This window comes from Streptomyces sp. NPDC002092 (genome assembly GCF_053593775.1).
Map to the genome: position 1 here is coordinate 719,989 of NZ_JBSFDG010000001.1, position 23,127 is coordinate 743,115.

At 70.9% G+C, this 23,127-nt stretch carries 16 protein-coding genes and 1 pseudogene; 5 read left to right on the forward strand and 12 right to left on the reverse strand.

Annotated features, from left to right (window positions below):
- The first annotated feature begins 52 nt into the window (after nt 1–52).
- Nucleotides 53–1,852, forward strand: coding sequence for a bifunctional sugar phosphate isomerase/epimerase/4-hydroxyphenylpyruvate dioxygenase family protein (locus tag ACWCRD_RS03580; protein ID WP_450964287.1), 1,800 nt, complete (start codon nt 53–55; stop codon nt 1,850–1,852).
- On the opposite strand, the gene ACWCRD_RS03585 is transcribed toward ACWCRD_RS03580, so the two are convergent.
- The 8 genes from ACWCRD_RS03585 to tkt all read right to left on the reverse strand — a co-directional run bounded on the left by ACWCRD_RS03585 (nt 1,839) and on the right by tkt (nt 12,282).
- Nucleotides 1,839–3,299 (reverse strand): membrane-associated oxidoreductase, encoded by a 1,461-nt coding sequence (locus tag ACWCRD_RS03585; protein WP_450964288.1) that lies wholly within the window; start codon nt 3,297–3,299, stop codon nt 1,839–1,841. The genes ACWCRD_RS03580 and ACWCRD_RS03585 overlap by 14 nt on opposite strands.
- Before the next feature lie 127 nt (nt 3,300–3,426).
- Nucleotides 3,427–4,014, reverse strand: a complete 588-nt coding sequence (locus ACWCRD_RS03590) for a histidine phosphatase family protein (protein WP_450964289.1) — start codon at nt 4,012–4,014, stop codon at nt 3,427–3,429.
- 7 nt (nt 4,015–4,021) lie between these two features.
- Nucleotides 4,022–4,900, reverse strand: a complete 879-nt coding sequence (gene gnd, locus ACWCRD_RS03595) for a phosphogluconate dehydrogenase (NAD(+)-dependent, decarboxylating) (protein ID WP_450964290.1) — start codon at nt 4,898–4,900, stop codon at nt 4,022–4,024.
- A gap of 2 nt (nt 4,901–4,902) precedes the next feature.
- On the reverse strand, nt 4,903–6,567 hold the full coding sequence (gene pgi, locus ACWCRD_RS03600) for a glucose-6-phosphate isomerase (protein WP_450964291.1): 1,665 nt from the start codon (nt 6,565–6,567) through the stop codon (nt 4,903–4,905).
- Nucleotides 6,560–7,495, reverse strand: coding sequence for a glucose-6-phosphate dehydrogenase assembly protein OpcA (gene opcA / locus ACWCRD_RS03605; RefSeq protein WP_450964292.1), 936 nt, complete (start codon nt 7,493–7,495; stop codon nt 6,560–6,562). Before opcA ends, pgi begins: the two co-directional genes overlap by 8 nt.
- Entirely contained in the window at nt 7,492–9,045 is a 1,554-nt protein-coding gene (zwf, locus tag ACWCRD_RS03610; protein ID WP_450964293.1) for a glucose-6-phosphate dehydrogenase, read from the reverse strand. Before zwf ends, opcA begins: the two co-directional genes overlap by 4 nt.
- Nucleotides 9,042–10,187 carry a transaldolase gene (gene tal, locus ACWCRD_RS03615; RefSeq protein WP_450964294.1) on the reverse strand — a complete coding sequence of 382 codons (1,146 nt, stop codon included), beginning with the start codon at nt 10,185–10,187 and terminating at the stop codon, nt 9,042–9,044. Before tal ends, zwf begins: the two co-directional genes overlap by 4 nt.
- Before the next feature lie 19 nt (nt 10,188–10,206).
- Entirely contained in the window at nt 10,207–12,282 is a 2,076-nt protein-coding gene (gene tkt / locus ACWCRD_RS03620; protein WP_450964295.1) for a transketolase, read from the reverse strand.
- Between the two features lie 146 nt (nt 12,283–12,428).
- On the opposite strand from tkt, the gene ACWCRD_RS03625 reads away from it, so the two are divergent.
- Nucleotides 12,429–13,334: a helix-turn-helix domain-containing protein gene (locus tag ACWCRD_RS03625; RefSeq protein WP_450964296.1), complete on the forward strand. Its 906-nt coding sequence runs from the start codon at nt 12,429–12,431 to the stop codon at nt 13,332–13,334.
- A gap of 96 nt (nt 13,335–13,430) precedes the next feature.
- Nucleotides 13,431–13,801, forward strand: a pseudogene (locus tag ACWCRD_RS03630) (zinc ribbon domain-containing protein); the annotation flags it as partial.
- 58 nt (nt 13,802–13,859) lie between these two features.
- Here the strand turns inward: ACWCRD_RS03630 and ACWCRD_RS03635 are convergent.
- On the reverse strand, nt 13,860–15,245 hold the full coding sequence (locus tag ACWCRD_RS03635) for a glycoside hydrolase family 16 protein (RefSeq protein ID WP_450964297.1): 1,386 nt from the start codon (nt 15,243–15,245) through the stop codon (nt 13,860–13,862).
- A 375-nt stretch (nt 15,246–15,620) separates the two neighbouring features.
- Here ACWCRD_RS03635 and ACWCRD_RS03640 point away from each other — a divergent pair, with 375 nt between their 5' ends.
- Nucleotides 15,621–18,299: an FAD/NAD(P)-binding protein gene (locus ACWCRD_RS03640; RefSeq protein ID WP_450964298.1), complete on the forward strand. Its 2,679-nt coding sequence runs from the start codon at nt 15,621–15,623 to the stop codon at nt 18,297–18,299.
- A gap of 94 nt (nt 18,300–18,393) precedes the next feature.
- On the opposite strand, the gene ACWCRD_RS03645 is transcribed toward ACWCRD_RS03640, so the two are convergent.
- Entirely contained in the window at nt 18,394–20,493 is a 2,100-nt protein-coding gene (locus ACWCRD_RS03645) for an MMPL family transporter (RefSeq protein WP_450964299.1), read from the reverse strand.
- Nucleotides 20,494–20,702: 209 nt separating this feature from the next.
- Here ACWCRD_RS03645 and ACWCRD_RS03650 point away from each other — a divergent pair, with 209 nt between their 5' ends.
- Entirely contained in the window at nt 20,703–21,125 is a 423-nt protein-coding gene (locus tag ACWCRD_RS03650) for a VOC family protein (RefSeq protein ID WP_450964300.1), read from the forward strand.
- On the opposite strand, the gene ACWCRD_RS03655 is transcribed toward ACWCRD_RS03650, so the two are convergent.
- Nucleotides 21,122–21,790, reverse strand: a complete 669-nt coding sequence (locus tag ACWCRD_RS03655) for a response regulator (protein WP_450964301.1) — start codon at nt 21,788–21,790, stop codon at nt 21,122–21,124. The genes ACWCRD_RS03650 and ACWCRD_RS03655 overlap by 4 nt on opposite strands.
- On the reverse strand, nt 21,787–22,968 hold the full coding sequence (locus tag ACWCRD_RS03660; protein ID WP_450964302.1) for a sensor histidine kinase: 1,182 nt from the start codon (nt 22,966–22,968) through the stop codon (nt 21,787–21,789). Before ACWCRD_RS03660 ends, ACWCRD_RS03655 begins: the two co-directional genes overlap by 4 nt.
- Between the last annotated feature and the right edge of the window lie 159 nt (nt 22,969–23,127).

Consider the following 23,127-nt stretch of genomic DNA (forward strand, 5'->3'; position numbering starts at 1 on the left):
CCAGCGCCCCTGTAGGCGCGCTGCAGTACCGGCAGTTTGAAGGAGCAGGGCCATGCGTACGTCTATCGCCACCGTCTCGCTCAGCGGCTCTCTGACCGAGAGGCTCACGGCCGCCTCGCGGGCCGGCTTTGACGGTGTTGAGGTCTTTGAGAACGACTTGCTCGCGAGTCCCCTCAGGCCCGAAGAGATCCGGGCCCGGTGTGGCGACCTGGGCCTCAGCATCGACCTCTATCAACCCATGCGGGACATCGAGGCCGTCCCGGAGGAGGAGTTCGCGCGTAATCTGCGTCGGGCCCGGCACAAGTTCGAGGTCATGCGGCGACTGGGGGCCGGGACGGTCCTCGTCTGTTCCAGCGTGAGTCCCCTGGCCGTGGACGACGACGCCCTCGCCGCCGAGCAGCTGAGTCGACTCGCCGATCTGGCACAGGACTTCGGGATCCGTGTCGCCTACGAGGCGCTTGCCTGGGGGCGGCACGTCAGTACGTACGACCATGCCTGGCATGTCGTCGAGACGGCCGACCATCCCGCGCTCGGCACCTGTCTCGACAGCTTTCACATTCTTTCCCGTGGGTCCGATCCCAAGGGCATCGAGGACATCCCCGGCGAGAAGATCTTCTTTCTGCAGCTCGCGGATGCTCCGCTGCTTGCGATGGACGTCCTGCAGTGGAGTCGCCACTACCGCTGCTTCCCGGGGCAGGGCGGCTTCGACGTCGCCGGGCTCGTACGGCATGTGCTGCGCACGGGGTATTCCGGGCCGCTCTCCCTGGAGGTCTTCAACGACGTGTTCAGGCAGGCCGAGGCCGGCCCGACGGCGGTGGATGCGCACCGGTCGCTGCTGGTCCTCCAGGAGGCGGTGGGGCTGGCCGAGCTGCCCGCCCCCGTCGTTCCCACGGGGATCGCCTTTGCCGAGCTGGTCACTCCCGATGCCGAACCGGTCAGCGAGGTGCTGGGGGCCCTGGGTTTTGCCCGGACCGCGCGGCACCGCAGCAAGCCGGTCGATCTGTGGCAGGCGGGTCAGGCCCGCGTGCTCGTCAACACCGGGCCGGCCGCCCGGCGGGACGGCACCGGGCTCGCCGCGATCGGTCTGGAGTCCCCGGACCCGGCGGGCGCCGCCCGGCGCGCCGAGGCGCTGCTGGCCCCCGTGCTGCCGCGCCGTCGCGCGAGCGAGGACGCCCCGCTGGATGCCGTGGCGGCCCCGGACGGCACGGAGTTGTTCTTCTGCGCGACCGGCCGGCCCGAACTGCCCGACTGGCGCGGTGACTTCGAGGACGTCGAGCTGTCCGGACCGGCGGCTTCGGGCGTGCGGCGCATCGACCATCTCGCTCTCGTCCAGCCCTGGCACCACTTCGACGAGGCCACCCTGTTCCACCGCAGCGTGCTCGGCCTGTCCGCCCAGGAGAGCGTGGACGTCGCCGACCCGTACGGCCTGCTGCGCAGCCGTGCCGTCGCCGCCGCCGACGGCAGCGTCCGTATCGCCCTGTCCGTCGGGGCGGCGCCCGCCGACGACACGGTCCATGCCCAGCACATCGCGCTGGCGACGGACGACGTGGTGGCCGCGGCGCGCCGCTTCCGCGAGGCGGGCGGGCTGCTGCTGGCGATGCCCGCGAACTACTACGACGACCTGGCGGCCCGGTTCGAGTTCGCCGACGGGGAGTTGGAGACGTATCGCGAGCTCGGGATCCTCTACGACCGGGACCGGTACGGGCAGTTCCGGCACTGCTACACGCGGACCGTGGGCCGGGTCTTCTTCGAGCTCGTCCAGCGTGACGGCGGATACCAGGGGTACGGCGCCCAGAACGCGCCCGTGCGCCTGGCCGCGCAGCATGCCGCGCGGCGGCTCACTGGCGGCTGACGGTTCTGGTCACGCCGGTGACGACCGTCGTGGCCAGGATCCAGCCGGTGATGATCAGGGCGTACGCGAGGTACTGGTACCAGCCGTCCGGCGCGAACGCCTCCTCCTGGCCGAACGAGATCACCGGCAGCAGCAGGTCGAGGGTGTAGAAGACCGGGTTGAAGTGCGGGGCCTCCGACGCCTTGAGCGCGTGGGGGTGGTGCAGGGCGTAGGCGGTCGAGCCGATGGCGAGGAGCGACAGCAGCCATACGGCGGCGCGCAGCGGGCGGAAGCCGTAGCCGACGGTGGCGTCCTGGACGTAGCCCCAGAGGCGGCCGTACCAGGCGCGGGTCGAGCGCAGGCGGCGCTGCTTGGCGAGCTGGACGAGGCGGGCGGCGTGGTCGTCGCCGACACGGCGGTAGGCGGTGGCCAACTGCTCGTAGGCATACGGGACATAGCCGTCGCCGTCCCGTTCCAGCATCGGCAGGCGGTGCTCGGCGGGTACGTGCGGGGTGAGCGAGGTGTAGACGAGGTCGCTGAGGAACACCCGGGTGGGCAGCATCTCCGGTTCCAGGACCAGGACCTCGATCTGGGCGCGGCGCAGATTCAGGTCGCCGTCCATGGGCGGGCCCTTGCGCAGCCACAGTTCCCCGATGCTGGAGCTGCTCGCCCGTAGCGCCGCGTCCCCGGGGTTCGACAGCCGTGCGTACGACAGTTCGAGGCAGCCCCCGATGCGGGCGCCTCGCAAGCCGATCCACCCGCGCGTGCGCACTTTCCGCATCAGGACATCGCCGTGCACGGTCAGGGTTTCTGCGTCGAGGACGACGCGGCCAGGACGGTCGAGCCGTGCCTCGTTCAGCCTGATCGAACCGGCGACCTCGGCCCCGTTGAGGCGCACCTCGCCCTCCGCGCGCAGCCCGGGCGCCCACAGGTCGTCGCCGATGGTGACGTGGTTGAGTTCGAGCACGGTCTCGTCCGGTGCCGACACTGTGGCCCGGTCCATGAACAGCGCCCCCGCGATGTGGGCCCCGCCGAGTCGCACCGGCCCCCGTATCCGGCAGTCCGTCAGCCGCAGCACACCCTCCACCCGTACAGTCGCGGCAGTCAGCCCCGGCAGCACCGAGTGGCTCAGGTTGAGCTGCCGGAAGCGTGCGCCGTACAGCAGCGGTGCCTCGTCGAAGTGGCAGTGGCTCAGCCGGATGGCGAAGTCGCTCGTGCCGTACCGCAGATCCAGGGCACCGGTGATCCGGGCTCCGGCCAGCTTGACCGCGGCTATCTCGCCCGGTTCCTGGGGCCCGTTGAGCAGAAGGGCACGCAACACGGTTGCCCGAACGGTCCGTTCAGGCCCCCACTGCGCGCCCTCCGCCGTGTCCTCCGCGTCGCCCCCCTCCCGGAAGTCGACCACCGCCCCCGTCGAAAACGCCCGCCACACCTGCTGCTCGGCCGGCGTCAGATCGTTGATCTCCACAGAGCGGGACTCTAATCCCAGAGTTCCGCGTGCCGCCGGTGGGTTTCAAACGAGCACGTTCACCTGGTTCTTGAATGGCATCCCGCGACGCCGGGAAAGCGAACGCGCGTGTGCGCTGGTCGTGATGTCAGGGCCGGGTGTTCCACTCGGCGATCACCGGGCGGTCGTGCTCGGTCGACAGGCGGCCGACCGTGCCCGTCGCCAGTTGGAAGAGGCGGCCGTCCGCGGGGTGCAGGCCCAGGCGGCGGGCCGTCAGGACCCGTAGGAAATGGGCGTGGGCCACGAGGATCACGTCACCGTCGGGGAGGGCCGCGGCCACGCGGGACAGGACGCGGTCGGCGCGCCGGCCGATCTGCTCGGGCGATTCGCCGGGGTGTCCGTCCGGGCCGGGCGGCACGCCGTCGGTCCACAGGTTCCAGTCGGGGCGGGTGCGGTGGATCTCGACGGTGGTGATGCCCTCGTAGGCGCCGTAGTCCCACTCGTGCAGGTCCGGTTCGACCACCGTGCCGGTGATGCCCGCGAGTTCGGCGGTGCGTATCGCGCGGCCGAGCGGGCTGGTCAGTGCAAGTGCGTAGGTCCGCTGCGAGAGGAGTGGAGCGAGCGACTTGGCCTGCTCCTCACCGTGCTGGGTGAGGGGCAGGTCGGTCCAGCTGGTGTGCTGTCCCGACACGCTCCACTCCGTCTCGCCGTGGCGGACCAGGAGAAGGTCTCCCACGACCGTGCTACTCCTTCGACTCGACGGCGTGCCCGCCGAACTGGTTGCGCAGGGCCGCGATCATCTTCATCTGCGGGGAGTCGTCCTGGCGGGAGGCGAACCGCGCGAAGAGGGAGGCTGTGATGGCGGGCAGCGGCACCGCGTTGTCGATGGCCGCCTCGACCGTCCAGCGGCCCTCACCCGAGTCCTGCGCGAAGCCCTTCAGCCTGTCCAGGTGCTCGTCCTCGTCCAGGGCGTTGACCGCGAGGTCGAGCAGCCAGGAACGGATGACCGTGCCCTCCTGCCAGGAGCGGAACACCTCCCGGACACTGTCCACCGACTCGATCTTCTCCAGCAGCTCCCAGCCCTCGGCGTAGGCCTGCATCATGGCGTACTCGATGCCGTTGTGGACCATCTTGGAGAAGTGCCCGGCGCCGACCTTGCCCGCGTGGACATAGCCGTACGGGCCCTCCGGCTTGAGCGCCTCGAAGATCGGCTGGAGCCGCTCGACGTGCTCCTTGTCGCCGCCGACCATCAGCGCGTAGCCGTTCTTGAGGCCCCACACACCGCCGGAGACACCCGCGTCGACGAAGCCGATGCCCTTGGCGCCCAGCTCCTCGGCGTGCTTCTCGTCGTCCGTCCAGCGGGAGTTTCCGCCGTCGACGACCGTGTCGCCGGGGGAGAGGAGGGCGCCGAGCTCGTCGACGACGGACTGGGTGGGGGCGCCCGCCGGGACCATCACCCACACCACGCGCGGCGCTTCGAGCTTGTCGACCAGTTCGGCGAGGCTCGCCGCGTCGGAGAGGTCGGGGTTGCGGTCGTAGCCGATGACGGTGTGGCCGGCGCGGCGGATCCGCTCGCGCATGTTGCCGCCCATCTTGCCGAGCCCGATGAGTCCGATCTGCATGGTCAGTTCACTTCTTCCTGAGCGTTCTTGAGCTCGCGGTACGCGGCCACGAGAGCGGTGGTGGAGGGGTCGAGGCCGGGGACGTCGGCGCCCTCGGTGAGAGCCGGCTCGACGCGCTTGGCGAGGACCTTGCCGAGCTCGACGCCCCACTGGTCGAAGGAGTCGATGTTCCAGATCGCGCCCTGGACGAACACCTTGTGCTCGTAGAGGGCGATCAGCTGGCCGAGGACCGACGGGGTCAGTTCCTTCGCCAGGATCGTCGTGGTGGGGTGGTTGCCCTGGAAGGTGCGGTGCGGCACCTGCTCCTCGGGGATCCCCTCCGCGCGCACCTCGTCGGCGGTCTTGCCGAAGGCCAGCGCCTGGCCCTGCGCGAACAGGTTGGCCATCAACAGGTCGTGCTGGGCCGCCAGTTCGTCGCTCAGTTCGGCCGCCGGACGTGCGAAACCGATCAGGTCCGCGGGGACGAGCCGCGTGCCCTGGTGGATCAGCTGGTAGTAGGCGTGCTGCCCGTTGGTGCCGGGAGTGCCCCAGACCACCGGGCCGGTCTCCCAGCCCACCGCATGGCCGTCGCGGTCCACCGACTTGCCGTTGGACTCCATGTCCAACTGCTGCAGATACGCCGTGAACTTCGACAGGTAGTGGCTGTACGGCAGGACCGCATGGGACTCGGCGCCGAAGAAATTGCCGTACCAGATGCCCAGCAGGCCGAGGATCAGCGGGGCGTTGGCCTCCGCGGGCGCGGTCCGGAAGTGCTCGTCGACGGTGTGGAAGCCGTCGAGCAGCTCCCGGAAGCGGTCCGGGCCGATCGCGATCATCAGCGACAGGCCGATGGCCGAGTCGAAGGAGTAGCGGCCGCCGACCCAGTCCCAGAACTCGAACATGTTGTCCGGGTCGATGCCGAACTCGGTGACCTTGCCGGCGTTCGTGGACAGGGCCACGAAGTGCTGGGCGACCGCCTTCTCCTCGCCGAGCCCGCCGGGGCCGTTCAGCAGCCAGGAGCGGGCCGAAGTGGCGTTGGTGATGGTCTCGATCGTGGTGAAGGTCTTGGAGGCGACGATGAACAGGGTCTCCGCCGGATCCAGGTCCCGTACCGCCTCGTGCAGGTCGGCGCCGTCCACGTTGGAGACGAAGCGGAACGTCAGCTCGCGGGCCGTGAAGGTGCGCAGCGCCTCGTACGCCATCGCGGGGCCCAGGTCGGAGCCGCCGATGCCGATGTTGACGACGTTCCTGATCCGCCTGCCGGTGTGGCCGGTCCAGGCACCGGAGCGGACCCGCTCGGCGAAGTCGCTCATCTTGTCCAGGACGGCGTGCACCTGCGGCACCACGTTCTCGCCGTCGACCTCGATCACCGCGTCCCGCGGGGCGCGCAGCGCGGTGTGCAGCACGGCCCGGTCCTCGGTGACGTTGATCTTCTCGCCGCGGAACATGGCGTCGCGCAGCCCGAACACGTCGGTGGCGGTCGCCAGCTCCTGCAGCAGCGCCAGGGTCTCGTCATTGACGAGGTGCTTGGAGTAGTCGATGCGCAGGTCACCGACGCGTACGACGTACCGCTCGGCGCGGCCGGGGTCGGTTGCGAACAGCTCACGCAGCACCGGCTGGCCCTGGGCGCGGTGGTCCTCCAGGGCGGTCCACTCGGGGCGCCGGGTGAGCTTGGGGGAGTCAGACATGGGAGAGCTTCTCCTTGCCGGCCTCGCCCCGCAGGGCGACGGCGTACATCTCGTCGGCGTCGAGGCGGCGGAGCTCCTCGGCGATGAGTTCGGAGGTGGTGCGGACCTTCAGCGCTAGGGTGCGCGAGGGCTGGCCGGGCAGGGTGAGCGTGGCCAGCGGGCCCTCGGGGCGGTCGATGACGATCTCGCCGTCCGTGGTCCCGAGCCGCACGGCCGTGACGACCGGGCCCGCGGTGACCACGCGGTCGATCTTCACGTTCAGCCGTGCCTCCAGCCAGCGCGCCAGCAGCTCGGCCGCCGGGTTGTCGGCCTCGGCCTCCACGGCCCCCGACACGATCCGGGTGCGGGCCTGGTCCAGGGCCGCGGCCAGCATCGAGCGCCACGGCGTCAGCCGGGTCCAGGCGAGGTCGGTGTCGCCCGGCGCGTAGGAGCGGGCCCGCTGCTCCAGGGTCTCGGCCGGGTTCTCGACGGCGTACAGGTCGGTGATCCTGCGCTGCGCGAGGGCGCCCAGCGGGTCCTTGGCGGGCACCTCGGGCGCGTCCACCGGCCACCACACGACGACCGGGGCGTCCGGCAGCAGCAGCGGCAGGACGACCGAGTCGGCGTGGTCGGACACCTCGCCGTAGGTGCGCAGCACGACCGTCTCGCCGGTGCCGGCGTCGGCGCCCACCCGGACCTCGGCGTCCAGCTTGGAGGCCATGCGGTCGCGCGGGGTGCGGGCGTGCCGCTTGATGACGACCAGGGTGCGCGAGGGGTGCTCGTGCGAGGCCTCCTCGGCCGCCTTGATCGCGTCGTAGGCGTTCTCCTCGTCCGTGACGATGACCATCGTCAGGACCATGCCCACGGCGGGGGTGCCGATGGCGCGGCGGCCCTGCACCAGCGCCTTGTTGATCTTGCTTGCCGTGGTGTCGGTCAGGTCGATCTTCATGGCCTGCGCCAGCTCCGTCCGTCTCGTGCGAGCATCTCGTCGGCTTCCTCGGGTCCCCAGCTGCCCGAGGCGTACTGCGCGGGCTTGCCGTGCCGCGCCCAGTACTCCTCGATCGGGTCGAGGATCTTCCAGGACTCTTCCACTTCCTGGTGACGGGGGAACAGGTTGGCGTCGCCGAGCAGCACGTCCAGGATGAGCCGCTCGTACGCCTCCGGGCTGGACTCCGTGAAGGACTCGCCGTAGGCGAAGTCCATCGACACGTCCCGGATCTCCATCGAGGTGCCGGGCACCTTGGAGCCGAACCGGACCGTCATGCCCTCGTCGGGCTGGACCCGGATGACGATGGCGTTCTGTCCGAGCTCCTCGGTGGCGGTGGAGTCGAAGGGGGAGTGCGGCGCCCGCTTGAAGACCACCGCGATCTCGGTGACCCGGCGGCCCAGGCGCTTGCCGGTGCGCAGATAGAAGGGGATGCCCGCCCAGCGGCGGTTGTCCACCTCCAGCTTGATGGCCGCGTAGGTGTCGGTCCTGGAGTTCGGGTCGATGCCGTCTTCCTGCAGATAGCCGGCCACCTTCTCGCCGCCCTGCCAGCCCTCCGCGTACTGCGCGAGGACCGTGTGCTCGCCCAGGTTCTCCGGCAGCCGCACGGACTTGAGGACCTTCAGCTTCTCGGTGAGCAGCGACTCCGCGTCGAACGCGATCGGCTCCTCCATGGCGGTGAGCGCCATCAGCTGCAGCAGGTGGTTCTGGATGACGTCACGGGCGGCGCCGATGCCGTCGTAGTAGCCGGCGCGGCCGCCGATGCCGATGTCCTCCGCCATGGTGATCTGGATGTGGTCGACGTACGACCGGTTCCAGATGGGCTCGTACATCTGGTTGGCGAAGCGCAGCGCCAGGATGTTCTGGACGGTCTCCTTGCCCAGGTAGTGGTCGATGCGGAAGACCTGGTCCGGCTCGAACACGTCGTGCACGAGCGCGTTCAGCTCACGGGCGCTCGTCAGGTCGCGCCCGAACGGCTTCTCGATCACCGCGCGCCGCCAGGAGCCCTTGCGCGCCTTCGCCAGGCCGTGCTTCTTGAGCTGCTGGACGACCTTGGGGAAGAACTTCGGCGGTACGGAGAGGTAGAAGGCGAAGTTGCCTCCGGTGCCGCGGGAGGCGTCCAGCTCGTCGACGGCCGACTTCAGCTGCTTGAACGCCGTGTCGTCGTCGAAGTCGCCGGGGATGAACCGCATGCCCTCGGCGAGCTGCTGCCAGACCTCCTCACGGAACTCGGTGCGCGCGTGCTCACGGACCGCGTCGTGCACGACCTGCGCGAAGTCCTGGTCCTCCCAGTCCCGGCGGGCGAACCCGACGAGCGAGAAGCCCGGCGGCAGCAGGCCGCGGTTGGCGAGGTCGTAGACGGCGGGCATCAGCTTCTTGCGGGACAGGTCGCCGGTGACGCCGAAGATGACGAGCCCGGACGGGCCCGCGATCCGCGGGAGCCGGCGGTCGCGCTCGTCCCGCAGGGGGTTGGTCCAGTCGAGCGCCGACCCGGCCGTGGCCTGCTCTGTCATTCCGTCTCAACTCCCTTGCTGTCCAGGGACTTGGTGACGGCGTCCAGCAGGTCCTGCCAGGCCGTCTCGAACTTGGCGACGCCCTCGTCCTCGAGCTTCTGCACGACCTCGTCGTAGGAGATCCCGAGGGCCTCCACGGCGGCCAGGTCGGCGCGGGCCTGCGCATAGCCGCCGGTCACCGTGTCGCCGGTGATCTCGCCGTGGCCGGCGGTGGCGTTGAGGGTGGCCTCCGGCATGGTGTTGACGGTGCCGGGTGCGACGAGTTCGTCCACGTACAGGGTGTCCTTGTACGAGGGGTCCTTCACGCCGGTCGAGGCCCACAGGGGGCGCTGCTTGTTGGCCCTGGCGCCGGCGAGGGCGGTCCAGCGTTCACCACCGAAGACGTTCTCATATGCCTCGTAGGCGAGACGCGCGTTCGCGAGTGCCGCCTTGCCCTTGAGGACGGACGCCTCGGGGGAGCTGAGGCCGTCCAGCCGCTTGTCGATCTCGGAGTCGACGCGGGAGACGAAGAAGGAGGCCACGGAGTGGATGGTGCTGAGGTCGAGGCCCTTGGACTGTGCCTTCTCCAGGCCGGCGAGATAGGCGTCCATGACCTCGCGGTAGCGCTCCAGGGAGAAGATCAGCGTGACGTTGACGCTGATGCCCAGGCCGATGGCCTCGGTGATGGCCGGCAGGCCCGCCTTGGTCGCCGGGATCTTGATCATGACGTTGGGCCGGTCGACCAGCCACGCCAGCTGCTTGGCCTCGGCGACGGTGGCCTTGGTGTCGTGGGCCAGGCGCGGGTCGACCTCGATGGAGACCCGGCCGTCGCGGCCTCCGGTGGCGTCGTACACGGGCCGCAGGATGTCGGCGGCGGCGCGGACGTCGGCGGTGGTCATCATCCGTACGGCCTCTTCGACCGTGACGCCACGGACGGCGAGGTCGGCGAGCTGCTCCTCGTAGCCCTCGCCGGAGCCGATGGCGGCCTGGAAGATGGACGGGTTGGTGGTCACGCCCACCACGTTGCTGTTCTCGACGAGTGCGGCGAGGTTGCCGGACTCGATCCGCTTGCGGGAGAGGTCGTCCAGCCAGATGGAGACGCCCTCGTCGGACAGGCGCTTGAGTGCTCCCGCGGTCGCGGTTGCTTCGGTCACTTTGATCATCTTCTTTCTGGCGATCGGATCAACCGCGGGCGGCAGCGAGGGATTCCCTCGCGGCTGCGGCGACGTTCTCGGGGGTGAAGCCGAACTCGGCGAACAGGGTCTTGGCGTCGGCGGAGGCGCCGAAGTGCTCCAGGGAGACGATGCGTCCTGCGTCACCCGTGTAGCGGTACCACGTCAGACCGATCCCTGCCTCCACGGCGACACGGGCCCGCACGGACGGCGGAAGAACGCGCTCGCGGTACTCCCGCGGCTGCTCCTCGAACCACTCCACGGAGGGCATCGACACCACCCGGGTGCCGATCCCCTCGGCCTCCAGCTGCTCGCGCGCGGCGACGGCGAGCTGGACCTCGGAGCCGGTGGCGATCAGGACGACGTCAGGGGTCTCGGTCGAGGACTCCTTCAGGACGTAACCGCCCTTCGCCGCATCGGGGTCGGGCGCGTAGGTCGGCACGCCCTGACGGGTGAGGGCGAGGCCGTGCGGGGCCGGGTCGGTGGCATGCCGCCTGAGGATCTCGCCCCAGGCGATCGCGGTCTCGTTGGCGTCGGCCGGGCGGACGATGTTGAGGCCCGGGATGGCGCGCAGGGACGCGAGGTGCTCGACCGGCTGGTGGGTCGGCCCGTCCTCGCCGAGGCCGATGGAGTCGTGCGTCCAGACGTATGTCACCGGGAGCTGCATGAGCGCCGACATCCGCACCGCGTTGCGCATGTAGTCGGAGAACACCAGGAAGGTGCCGCCGTAGACACGGGTGTTGCCGTGCAGCGCGATGCCGTTCATCTCGGCGGCCATCGAGAACTCGCGGATGCCGAAGTGGACGGTGCGGCCGTAGGGGTCGGCCTCCGGGAGCGGGTTGCCCTTCGGCAGGAAGGACGAGGTCTTGTCGATGGTGGTGTTGTTCGAGCCGGCCAGGTCGGCGGAGCCGCCCCACAGCTCGGGGACGATCGCGCCGAGCGCCTGCAGCACCTTGCCGGAGGCGGCGCGGGTGGCGACGGCCTTGCCCTCCTCGAAGACCGGCAGCGCGTCCTGCCAGCCCTCGGGCAGCTGGCCGGCCACGATCCGGTCGAACAGCTCGGCGCGCTCGGGGTTGGCGCCGCGCCACTTGTCGATCTGCTTGTCCCAGGCCGCGTGCGCCTCGGCGCCGCGGTCCAGGGCCTCACGGGCGTGGGCCAGCACATCGGCGTCGACCTGGAAGGACTGCTCCGGGTCGAAGCCGAGGATGCGCTTGGTGGCGGCGATCTCCTCGGTGCCGAGCGCGGAGCCGTGCGAGGCCTCGGTGTTCTGCGCGTTCGGGGCGGGCCAGGCGATGATCGTGCGCATCGCGATGATCGAGGGCCGCCCGGTCTCGGCCTGCGCGGCCTTGAGGGCCGCGTAGAGAGCCGGTACGTCGATGTCGCCGCCGAGCGAGGGCTCGACACGCTGCACGTGCCAGCCGTAGGCCTCGTAGCGCTTCAGGACGTCCTCGGAGAACGCCGTCGCGGTGTCGCCCTCGATGGAGATGTGGTTGTCGTCGTAGAGGAAGACCAGGTTGCCGAGCTTCTGGTGGCCGGCCAGCGAGGAGGCCTCGGCGGAGACGCCCTCCTCCAGGTCGCCGTCGGAGACGATCGCCCAGATGGTGTGGTCGAAGGGGGAGGTTCCCTCGGGGGCCTCCGGGTCGAACAGGCCGCGCTCGTAGCGGGCGGCCATCGCCATGCCCACCGCGTTGGCGACACCCTGCCCGAGCGGCCCGGTGGTGGTCTCGACACCGGCGGTGTGCCCGTACTCGGGGTGGCCAGGCGTCTTGGAACCGTGCGTACGGAACGCCTTCAGGTCATCGAGCTCGACCTCGTACCCGGCCAGGAACAGCTGCGTGTAGAGGGTCAGCGAGGTGTGGCCTGGGGACAGAACGAAACGGTCCCGGCCGGTCCACTCGGGGTCCGCGGGATCGTGACGCATCACCTTCTGAAAGATCGTGTACGCGGCCGGGGCCAGGCTCATCGCCGTGCCCGGGTGGCCGTTGCCGACCTTCTGCACGGCGTCGGCCGCGAGCAGACGAGCCGTGTCGACGGCGCGCCGGTCGAGTTCGGTCCATTCGAAGCTGTCCGGAGTGTGCGTACTCATCTTCAAGAAGTCCTCGATCGAAGCGACTGAACTGCTCGGATGCCTTCAAACTTAAAAGTCTGACTTTTACGGGGGAAGGTCGCTGTGTGTCAGCCTGTGGTGAAAGTGGGACACCGACGGCACGACCGAGGCGGCGCGAGTAGGACATGGCGGGCAGAACCATCCAAGGTGGAGACGGTGACGCTGGGGTGGACGGCATCAGAACGTTCCCTTTCCCGGTCGAGCTGAGTGTGGGCGGAGTCGGTATGCAGGTCGGCCCGATGGGGACCGGCCACACCTGGCACGCCGAGGCCCCGCTGGAGCGCGTCCACCGCATCGACTTCCATGTCGTGATGCTCTTCGACGGCGCCCCGGTCCGCCACATGATCGACTTCGCCGAGTACGAGGCGGCGGCCGGCGAACTGCTGTGGATCCGTCCCGGCCAGGTCCACCGCTTCTCGCGCACGAGCGGGTACCGCGGAACCGTGCTGACCATGCAACCCGGGTTTCTGCCGCGCGCCACGGTGGAGGCCACCGGCCTCTACCGCTACGACCTGCCGCCCCTGCTCCACCCCGACGAGGCCCAGCTCACCGCCCTCAGGGCCGCCCTTGCCCAACTGCAACGCGAGTACGAGGACAACACGACCCTGCCGCTCAGCCTGCACACGGCGGTGCTGCGTCACTCGCTGACGGCGTTCCTGCTGCGCCTCGCCCATCTCGCGGCCAGCTCCGCCGAGGCGGTCCGCCGGGAGTCGGACACGACGTTCACCCTCTTCCGCGACGCCGTGGAGAAGGACTTCGCGACCAACCACAGCGTCAGCGCCTACGCCGACGCCCTCGGCTACTCCCGCCGCACCCTCGTCCGGGCGGTCCGCGCCGCGACCGGTCAGACGCCCAAGGGCTTCATCGACAAGCGGGTCGTCCTGGAGGCGAAACGCCTGTTGGCCCACACGGATCTGCCGATCGGCCGGGTGGGCGCGGCGGTCGGCTTCCCCGACGCGGCGAACTTCTCCAAGTTCTTCCAGCAGCACACGGAGCTGACACCGGCGGCGTTCCGGGCGGAGCTGCGGTGACTCAGGACGCGGCCGGGGCGCCCAGCCACGGTATGCGCCGCACCAGGGTGTCCCGCATCCTGGTCAGCGCCTCGATCCGCTCCGTCAGCTCGGCACGACCACGACGCCATCGCGGTGGAGGACTTCCGGCCCAGGTTCCTCGCCGCCAAGTCCACCATGGCCCGCAAGGCCGCCGACGCGGCGATCGGCGCCACCAGACGGGCCCTGCTGGAGATGGCCCGCAAACACGGCCGGATCGTCCACCTGGTGCACCCGGCCCACACCACCATGCACTGCGGCAACTGCGGAGCAAGAGCCAAGCACGCCCTGCCGCTGTCCGAACGCACCTACGCCTGCACCGCATGCGGAACCGTGTCCCCCCCCGGGACAAGAACTCCGCCCGCGTGATGCTCGTCCGGGCTGGTCTCAACCCGGCTGGCGCCGACGGCGTAAGACCCCCGGGAGCGCCGCTCCCGGAGGCAGCCTGAGCCAGGAATCCCCCTCGTTCACGAGGGGGAGGATTCAAGAAGTCCGCCGCCCGCCCGGTCAGTGACCGAAGTCGAACCAGTTCAAGTTGACGAAGTCCGCGGGCTGGCCGCTGGTGAAGGTCAGATAGACGTCGTGGGTTCCGGTCACCGCGCTGATGTTGGCCGGGACCGTCTTCCAGGACTGCCAGCCGCCCGTGTTGGCGAGGGCGAAGCTGCCGATCGGAGGGGCGGTACGGCTGTCCAGGCGCACCTCGACCAGGCCGCTCACCCCGGACCCGGCACCGCTCGCCACGCGTGCGTAGAACTGCGTGGCCGCCGTGGAACCGAAGTTGACGCCCTTGTAGAGGGCCCAGTCGCCGTTGGCCAGGGAGCCGATGTCCTGGCCGCCGCCGGTGTCCGTGGTGCTCTCCGTGGCGGTGCCGGACTGGCTGTCGTACGACTCCGCCTGGATGGCGCCGTAGGCGTCACGGTTGCCGGAGGGCGGGGGTGTGGTGGTGCCTCCGCCGCTCGACAGGACCTGGACGTAGTCGACGAGCATCGGGTGGCCGGACTCCGTGGCGCTGGTCGGGCCGCCGCCGAACGCGGCCGGGAAGGCACCGCCCATCGCCACGTTCAGGATGACGAAGAATCCGTGGTTGGTGGCGTTCGCCCAGGTCGTGGCGTCCATCTGATTGGCGGTGACGGTCTGGTAGTTGACGCCGTCGACGTAGAAGCGGATCGCCTCGGGGCTGACCGAGCGGTCCCACTCCATGGTGTAGGTGTGGAAGCCGGACTGACAGGTGGTGCCCGGGCACGCGATCGAATTGCCGAGGCCCGTCGTCTCGTTGCACGGGCCGCCGGGGTTGGTACCGCAGTGCATCGTCGCCCAGACCTTGTTGATGCCCTGGACGTTCTCCATGATGTCCAGCTCGCCGACGCTCGGCCAGTTCTGGTAGTTGCCGCGATAGGGGGCGCCCAGCATCCAGAACGCCGGCCAGTAGCCCGCGCCCGCGTCACCGGTGACGTTGGGCATCTGGAGGCGGGCCTCGACGCGCAGCTTGCCGCCGGCCGGGGGCTGGAAGTCGGTGCGGTTGGTCTCGATACGGCCCGAGGTCCAGTTGCCGGCTGAGTCGCGGATCGGGGTGATCTTCAGGTTGCCGCTGCCGTCGAGCGAGATGTTGCTGGTGCTGTTCGTCATCGTCTCGACCTCGCCGGTGCCCCAGTTGGCGGCACCGCCGGGGTACGAAGTCCCGGTGTCGTACTGCCAGTTGGAGGTGTTGACGCCGGTTCCGGCCGAGCCGTTGAAGTCGTCGAGGAAGAGCTGCGTCCAGCCCGACGGGGGTGCGGGCGCCGAGGCGTCGGCGGACTGGGTGGCGGCGGTGGCGAGCGCGGCCGCCAGGCCGAGCGTGCTGAGTACGGCGAGGAGCGCACGTCGCCGTCTGGGCATGCCGGAGGTTGCACTCATGGGGGTGCCTCCCGGGTGCGGGGTGATGGGCTGCGGGTGCCCTTGACGCCTTGAGAGCGCTCTCAGGGTGGGCCCAATGTGCTCTCCGCCGCCAGGACCGTCAAGAGTTAAAGCAAGGAAAGTCCTTCCGTGGCGTGGAAGTTCATGCCCTGAACGGTGCAAAGGTGTTAAAGCGCGCCCGAGGGTGCCGGCGGTGTGCATCCTGCGGTGCGCAGATTTGTTGATCCTTTGAATTTCCGGGCCGATTCCTGAGATTCGGTGAGGAGCCGCCCCGAGAAGGCCCGAAACCACGGTTGTCTCAGCCCTTGGGATTGTGAACAGAGTATGAGCGGCCCGACCGGGGCTCTGAGTGACCGACCACCGCCGGAGGTATACGTGACCGAAGTCCGCGAGCCGCACACCGTGGCCGTCGTCGGAGCAGGCGCGGCGGGCACACTGACCGCCGTCCAGCTCTGCGAGACGGCCACGCGCCGCCGGACACCGCTCGGCCTCGTCCTTCTCGATCCGGCCCCGGAGGCGGGGCGCGGCACCGCGTACGCCACCCGCGACCCGCGCCACCGCCTCAACGTGCCCGCCGGCGGCATGAGTTGCTACCCGGACGATCCCGGCCACTTCACCCGCTGGCTGTGCCGGCACGGCGAACCGTCCGTCACCGCCGCCGACTTCGCCACCCGCTACCGCTACGGGGCCTATCTCGCCGACACTCTCGCGCAGGCCATCGTCCGGGCGCAGGGCACGGTGGCGGTACGCCGGCTGCGCACCCGCGCCGAGAGCTGTACCGGCACCCCCGAGGGCGGGCTGGAGCTCCGCCTCGCCGACGGGGGACATCTCGCCGTTGACAGTGCGGTCCTGGCCACCGGCCCCGCCGCCCCCTCCGCGACCTGGGCCCCGCCCGCCCTGCGCGCCTCGGCCCGTTTCATCGCCACGCCCTGGGCGACGGGCGCCCTGCACGGACCGCTCTCCGACACCGCCGACGTCCTCCTCGTCGGCACCGGACTGACGGCCGTCGACCTCTCCCTCACCCTCGACCGTCCCGGCCGCACGGTCCACGCCCTCTCCCGCAGCGGCCTGCTGCCGCAGCCGCACGCCCTCACCCCGGCCGGCCCGATGGGCGCACCCGAGGGCCTCGACGACGCCTCGCTGGGCCGTCTGCGCAGGGCCGTCTACCGTCACATCAGCCGCTCCGTGCGCACCCACGGGGACTGGCGCCCCGCCCTCGACAGCCTGCGTCCGCACACCGCCCGCCTCTGGGAGAGCCTCACCCCCGAGGACCGGGCCGAGTTCCTCGCCCATGAGGGCGCCCTGTGGAACACCCACCGCCACCGCATGGCCCCCGCCACCGCCGAGTGCATCGCCCGGGCCCGGACGGCCCGACGGCTCGCCGTCCACACCGGCGCGGTGACGGACGCGGTCGAGCAGGACGGCTCACTCCTGGTCACCCTCTCCAACGGCCGTACGCTGCACGTCGGTTGGGTGATCGACTGCACCGGACCGGGACGACGGTTCGACGACCCCCTGTGGCGCTCCCTGTTCACGTCCGGCGCCGCGGTCCCGGGCCCGCTCGGCATGGGCGTGGCCACCCGCGACGGGCGGCTGCTGGACTCGCAAGGCCGCGCGGACCGCCCGCTGTTCACGCTGGGCGCTCCGCGCCGCGGCGAACTGTGGGAGACGACCGCGATCCCCGAGATCCGCGTCCAGGCGGCGTCCCTGGCAGGGCAGTTGCTCGCCCCGCTGACGGGCAGGAAGGCCAGGCCCCGTCCCTCCCGCCGTCCCGTCGACGGACACGGACTCGCCCTGTCCACCCACTCCGAGGCGGCCGCCGCCTACCGCAGCGGCCTGGGCCGGGTCCTCAAGGTCCGCGCCGGCGCCGAGGACGCCTTCGCCCGGGCCGTGGCCCTCGACCCCGGGTTCGCCCTCGGCCATGCGGCCCTCGCCCTGCTGGGCCACGAGTGCGGCGCCGCCGTCGACGTACCGCGGGCACTCGCCGAGGCGCAGCGCTCCGCGCGCGAACACGCCGACGAGCGGGAGCGTTCCTTCGTGGAGGTGGTCACGCGGCGGGTGCACGGCGACGACGGGGACACGGCCCTCGTACGCCACCTCGACGCGTACCCTGCCGACGCGCTCGCGCTCGCGGCCGCCGTGCCCACCATCGCCTTCTCCGGCGTCACCGACCTCGACGACGACCAGGCGCTGCGGCTGGTCGAGCGGACGTCTCCGGCCTACGACGGCCACTGGTTCCACACTTCGCTGCTCGCCTTCCTCCGGCAGGAGCAGGGTCGGCTGCACGAGGCCGGTGAGCTCGCGCACCGCGCTCTGGCCCTGGAACCGGCCTCCGGACATGCCGTGCACGCCCTGGCCCACGTCCACTACGAGTCCGGTGTGCACGAGGCGGGCCGCGACTGGCTGGACGGCTGGGTGTCCGGGCAGGGCCGGGGCGCCGTCCACCGGGCTCACTTCTCCTGGCACATCGCCCTGCACGAACTCGCCCTCGACGACCCGGCGGCGGTACGCAGGCGCTGGTTCGCGCAGCTGGCACCGGGGCGGGTGGTGACCGGGGTGCGGGCGCTCGTGGACTCCGGGTCGCTGCTGTGGCGGGCCCGGCTGAGCGACAGCTGGCGGGGCGAACTGCCCGCGGAAGACGTCCTGGGCACGGTCGCCTTGGACGTCCTGGAACGCCCGGCCACCGCCTTCACCGCGCTGCACGCGGCGGTGGCTCTCGCCGCCGCGGGGGATCTGGCGGCGCTGCACCGGCTGCGGGACCATGCCGCCGGTGCCGACGAGGTGCAGCGGGAGGTGATCGTGCCGCTGTGCGAGGCGTTCGCCGCGGTGGTGGAGGAGCGGTTTCAGGACGCCGTGCGGGGGCTTGATGCGGTGTTGCCGGTGCTGCGGAGGGTTGGCGGCAGTGCCGCTCAACGGGAGGTCGTCGAGGAGACGTTGCTGTATGCGCTGGTGTCGGCGGGGCGGTGTGACGCTGCGCGGCGGCTGTTGGATGCCCGGTTGGAGCGGAAGGAGGCGCCGCGGGATCGGCGTATGCGGGCGGGTTTGTCTGCGTGAACGATCCGCGAGACTGTCGATCGTCTGCAGAGCCGTCGTGGCTGGTCGCGCAGTTCCCCGCGCCCCTGGGCCCGGGGAACTGGCCGCCAGTTCTTCAGCTGTGCGTCAACTCCCGAGGCCGCGAAGCCTCTTCGTGCAGTCCGAACCCGTCGTGCAGCCGCCGTAGCGGGCCCGGCGCCCACCACGCCCGGCGCCCCAGCAGCGTCATCGTCGCCGGGACCAGCAGCATGCGTACGACCGTGGCGTCGATCAGGACCGCGAGGGTGAGACCCAGGCCGATCTGGAGGATGGGGGAGAAGCCGCCCGTCATGAAGGCGCCGAAGACGACGGCGAGGAGCAGGGCGGCGCAGGTGACCACACGGCCGGAGCGGCGCAGGCCGGTCACCACGGCCTCCCGGTCGTTGCCGGTCAGGTGCCGGGCCTCGCGCATCCGGGCCAGGATGAACAGCTCGTAGTCCATGGCCAGTCCGAAGGCGATCGCGACGATCAGGGGCGGGGCGGTCAGGCTCAGCGCGCCCAGGCCCTGGGCGCCCAGCGCGCCGGCCAGGTGGCCGTCCTGGAAGACCCACACCACCACGCCGAGCGCCGCGCCCAGGCTGAGCAGCGTGGTCAGGATCGTGCGCAGCGGGATCAGCACCGAGCCCGTGAACGCGAACAGCAGCACGAAGATGCCGGCCAGCACCGTGAGGGCGGCCCAGGGCGCGCGGTCGGAGAGCATCGCGCGGAAGTCGACCAGGCGGGCGGCGGGCCCGGTGACCTGGACCGGTTCGGTGCCGCGCAGGTCCCGTACCTGCTTGACCAGGTCGGTGGCCTCCCTGCCGTCGACCCTGCCTGATGGCTGGAGTTGTACGACCGCCCCGCCGTCGGGCAGTTCGCGGGACTGTGCCGTCAAAGAGAGGGCACGGATCCGGTCGGCGGTCGCGGAGTCGGTCCCCGGCCTGAGGACGACGGTGACCGGCGAGACCCCCGTGCCCGCCGGGAAGTGCGCGTCGACGGTGTCGTACAGCTGCCGTGCCTCGGTGCTGGAGGGCAGCTGTGTCGCGTCGCCGATCTCGATCTTCATGCCGGTGACGGGCAGCGCCAGGACGAGCAGGGCCGGGACCACCGTGGCCAGGACGGCGACGCGGCGGCGGGCCGAGAAGCGGGCCACCCGGGCGAAGAAACGGCCCTCCTCGCCCTCCGGCACGGCCTTCGCCGGGGCGATCTTCGCGCCGAACCTGGCCAGCAGCGCCGGCAGCAGCGTCAGTGCGGCCAGCATGTCGATGACGACCACGGCGGCCACCGCCAGGCCCATGCTGCGCAGGAACACGCTGGGGAAGACGAGCAGACCGGTCAGGCTGACGGCCACCGTGAGCCCGGAGAACAGCACCGTCCGCCCCGCCGCGGCGACCGTCCGGTGCACCGCCTCGACGACGTCCTCGGTGCTGCGGCGCTCCTCACGGAAGCGGACGAGCATCAAGAGGGCGTAGTCCACGGCGAGTCCGAGGCCCAGCATGGTCGTCACCTGGATCGCGTACACCGAGATGTCGGTGACCTGGCTGAACCCGAACAGCGCCAGGAAGGCGCCCGCGATCCCGCTCACCGCGATCACCAGCGGCAGTCCGGCCGCGCGCAGCCCGCCGAACACGACGAGCAGCAGGGCGAGTACGACGGGGAGTGAGATCAACTCGGCGTTCTTCACGTCCTGCTGGGCACGTTCACCGAGCTGCTTGCCCAGCAACGGGCCGCCGCTGACGTGCACTTCGGGCGCGTGGATCTGCTTGATGCGGTCGACCGCCGCGTCCACCGCCTTCGTTTCGGCGCCATCGCCGAGCCCGCCCTTGAAGGTGACGGGGACGATCAGGGCCTGGCGGTCGCCGGCGGTCAGGCCGCGGATCCGGTACGGGTCCGGCACCGCGGCGACTCCGGCGATGTCTCGTACGTCCGCCACGGCCTGCTCGACCTGCTCGCGCAGCCCGGGGGCAAAGACGGCGGTCCCCGCGACGACGGCGGTGATCGACTCCCCGGTCGGGTCGGCGTGGTCCAGGTACTGGGCGGCCCGCTCCGACTCGGTGCCCGGTACCTCGGGCACGTTGTCGGAGAGCCGTCCGAAGACGCCCGTCCCCAGCCCGAAGCCGAGCAGCAGGAAGAGCATCCACAGCAGGATGACGGTCAGCGGGCGGCGGGTCGCTGCCCGGGCGAGTGTGGAAAGCACGGTCCCTCCCGGCGGGTCGTCGGTTCTCATCGCCCTCAGGCTCGTGGTGACGGAGGGTGTGGCGGATCGCCGGGGGGAGTGGTTTCGGGGCCTCGTTCTTACGGGGGAGGCAGACGTTCGGCTCACTCCCGAGAGGGAGACGGCGGGAATGCTGCGCACGGGTGCAGGAGTTGAGGGAGCAGAACAAGCGCGATCTTGGAGGATCCCGTATGTCCGGTGAACCCGCCGTCCGCGAACTCCGCCTCGTCGTCACGGCACCCGACTACGACGAGGCCCTGCGCTTCTACCGGGACGTCCTCGGCCTGCCCGAGCGCGCCGCGTTCTCGTCTCCCGACGGAAGAGTCACCATCCTCGAAGCGGGCCGCGCCACGCTGGAGTTGACCGACCCGAACCACGCCGCCTTCATCGACGACGTCGAGGTGGGCCACCGTGTGGCCGGGCACATCCGGGTCGCCTTCCAGGTGGACGACGCCGGCGTCGCCACGGCACGACTGGCCGCCGCAGGGGCCGAGGTTCTCGCCGAGCCGACGCGTACCCCGTGGAACTCGCTGAACTCCCGGCTCGAAGCTCCGGGCGCCCTCCAACTGACCCTCTTCGAGGAACTCGGCGACGAGCCGGACCGGGCGGACTAGGAGGCCCCCGGCGTCACCAGGCCCGTCTCGTAGGCGCAGATCACCGCCTGCACCCGGTCCCTGAGCCCCAGCTTGCTCAGCACGTTGCTGACATGGGTCTTGACGGTGTGCTCGCTCACGAAGAAGGCCGTGGCGATCTCGGCGTTGGACAGGCCGCGGGCCAGCAGCCGCAGCGTCTCCACCTCGCGGGCGGTCAGGACGTCCAGTCGCTGCGGGACGACCGGGTCGGCGGTCTGCTCGCGGCGCCGCCGCACGATGTCCGCGACCAGCCGCCGTGTCACCGTCGGCGCGAGAAGCGAGTCGCCGGCCGCGACCACGCGTACGGCGTGCACCAGGTCGTCGCGGCGCACGTCCTTGAGGAGGAAGCCGCTGGCGCCCGCGTACAGCGCCTCGTACACGTACTCGTCCAGGTCGAACGTGGTCAGCATGACGACCTTGCAGCAGGACTGCGCACATACCCGCCGAGCCGCCTCCAGTCCGTCCATGACCGGCATCCGGATGTCCAGGAGCAGCACGTCCGGCGTGTGCCGCTGGACCGCCGCGACCGCCTGCTCGCCGTCGCCGGCCTCGGCGACGACCTCGATGTCCTGCTGGGCCTCCAGGATCATGCTGAAGCCGCTGCGGACCAGTTCCTGGTCGTCGGCCACGACCACCCGGATGCTCACCCGAGGGCCGCCTGACGGGCGGCGGCAGGCAGGCGTACGACGACCCGGAAGCCGCCCTCCGGTCCGCTCCCGGCCTCGGCGCTGCCCCCGCACGCGGCGGCCCGCTCCCGGATGCCGATCAGCCCGTGCCCGCCGCCGGACGCCACCGGGCCCCGTCCGTCGTCGGTCACCGTGAGGGTCAACAGGTCCTCCGTCCAGTGGAGTTCGACGGTCGCGCAGACAGCGTACGCATGCTTCACCGTGTTGGTCAGGGCCTCCTGCACCACCCGGTAGACGGCGACCTCGGCGTCCGCGGGCAGGGGGTGCGGGTTGCCTGTGGTGTGCAACTCGACCCGCAGGCCCGCCGATTCGCCGACCTGACGCAGCAGCTGGGGGAGCGCCGCCACGCCCGGCTGTGGTGAAGTGCCGTTGCCCTGCTCCTCCTTGAGCACGCCGAGGATCCGGCGCAGTTGCGCCATCGCGTCCCGCCCCGCCGCCGCGATCGCGTCGAACGAGGCCTCCGCACGCTCCGGATCACTGCGCACCACGACCGGGCCTGCCTCCGCCTGGACGACCATGAGGCTCACGGCGTGGGCAAGGATGTCGTGCATGTCCCGGGCGATCTGGGCGCGTTCCTGAGCGATGGCCCGTGCGGTGTCCGCGGCGCGCTCCCGCTCCGCCCGCCGGGCCCGGTCCTCCAGTTCCGCGGTGTAGGCGCGCTGGACGCGGGCCAGCCGGCCGAGCGAGTACGCGCAGGCGATGCAGAGCAGATGGAAGGCGTACTCGAAGGGCCGGGCATCCTCCTTCTGCTGCATGGTGACGGTGGCCCCGATCACCCAGCCGACCAGCATCAGGCGCCGCTGCCAGGGCAGGGCCCGGGCGGACATGGTGTAGAGGACGACCAGTCCGCCCCACATCACACCCGGCGGGGGAGCGTGGTAGACGGCCATCGCGGGCGTGGCCGCCGACACCACCCACGCGGTCGCGAACGGCGCCCGCCGCCGCCACACCAGCGGCACCGCCGTCGCGGCACCCAGCAGCCAGCCCTGCCAGGTGAGCCGGTCGTCCCCCTCGTCGGGGAAGAGCCACTGCAGCGAGACGGCGAACAGGACGAGCGCGGCAAGAGCGGTGTCGACGGCGTACGGGTTCGCCGTCCGCAGGCGCGCGGCGGCCTGCGTGAACCAGGACTGCGGGGGCATGGGCGGCTCCTCGGGGCAAGGGCCGTTCCAGTATCGCCAGGGCGTCGGGGGCGGGGCCTCGCCGGTGAGAGGGATATCCGGCGCCGAGTCGTCGCCCGGGCTGCTTTGTCAGCGGGGCGCAGTGGACCGCCTCCGTTTTGTCGGTCTTTAACTATCAGT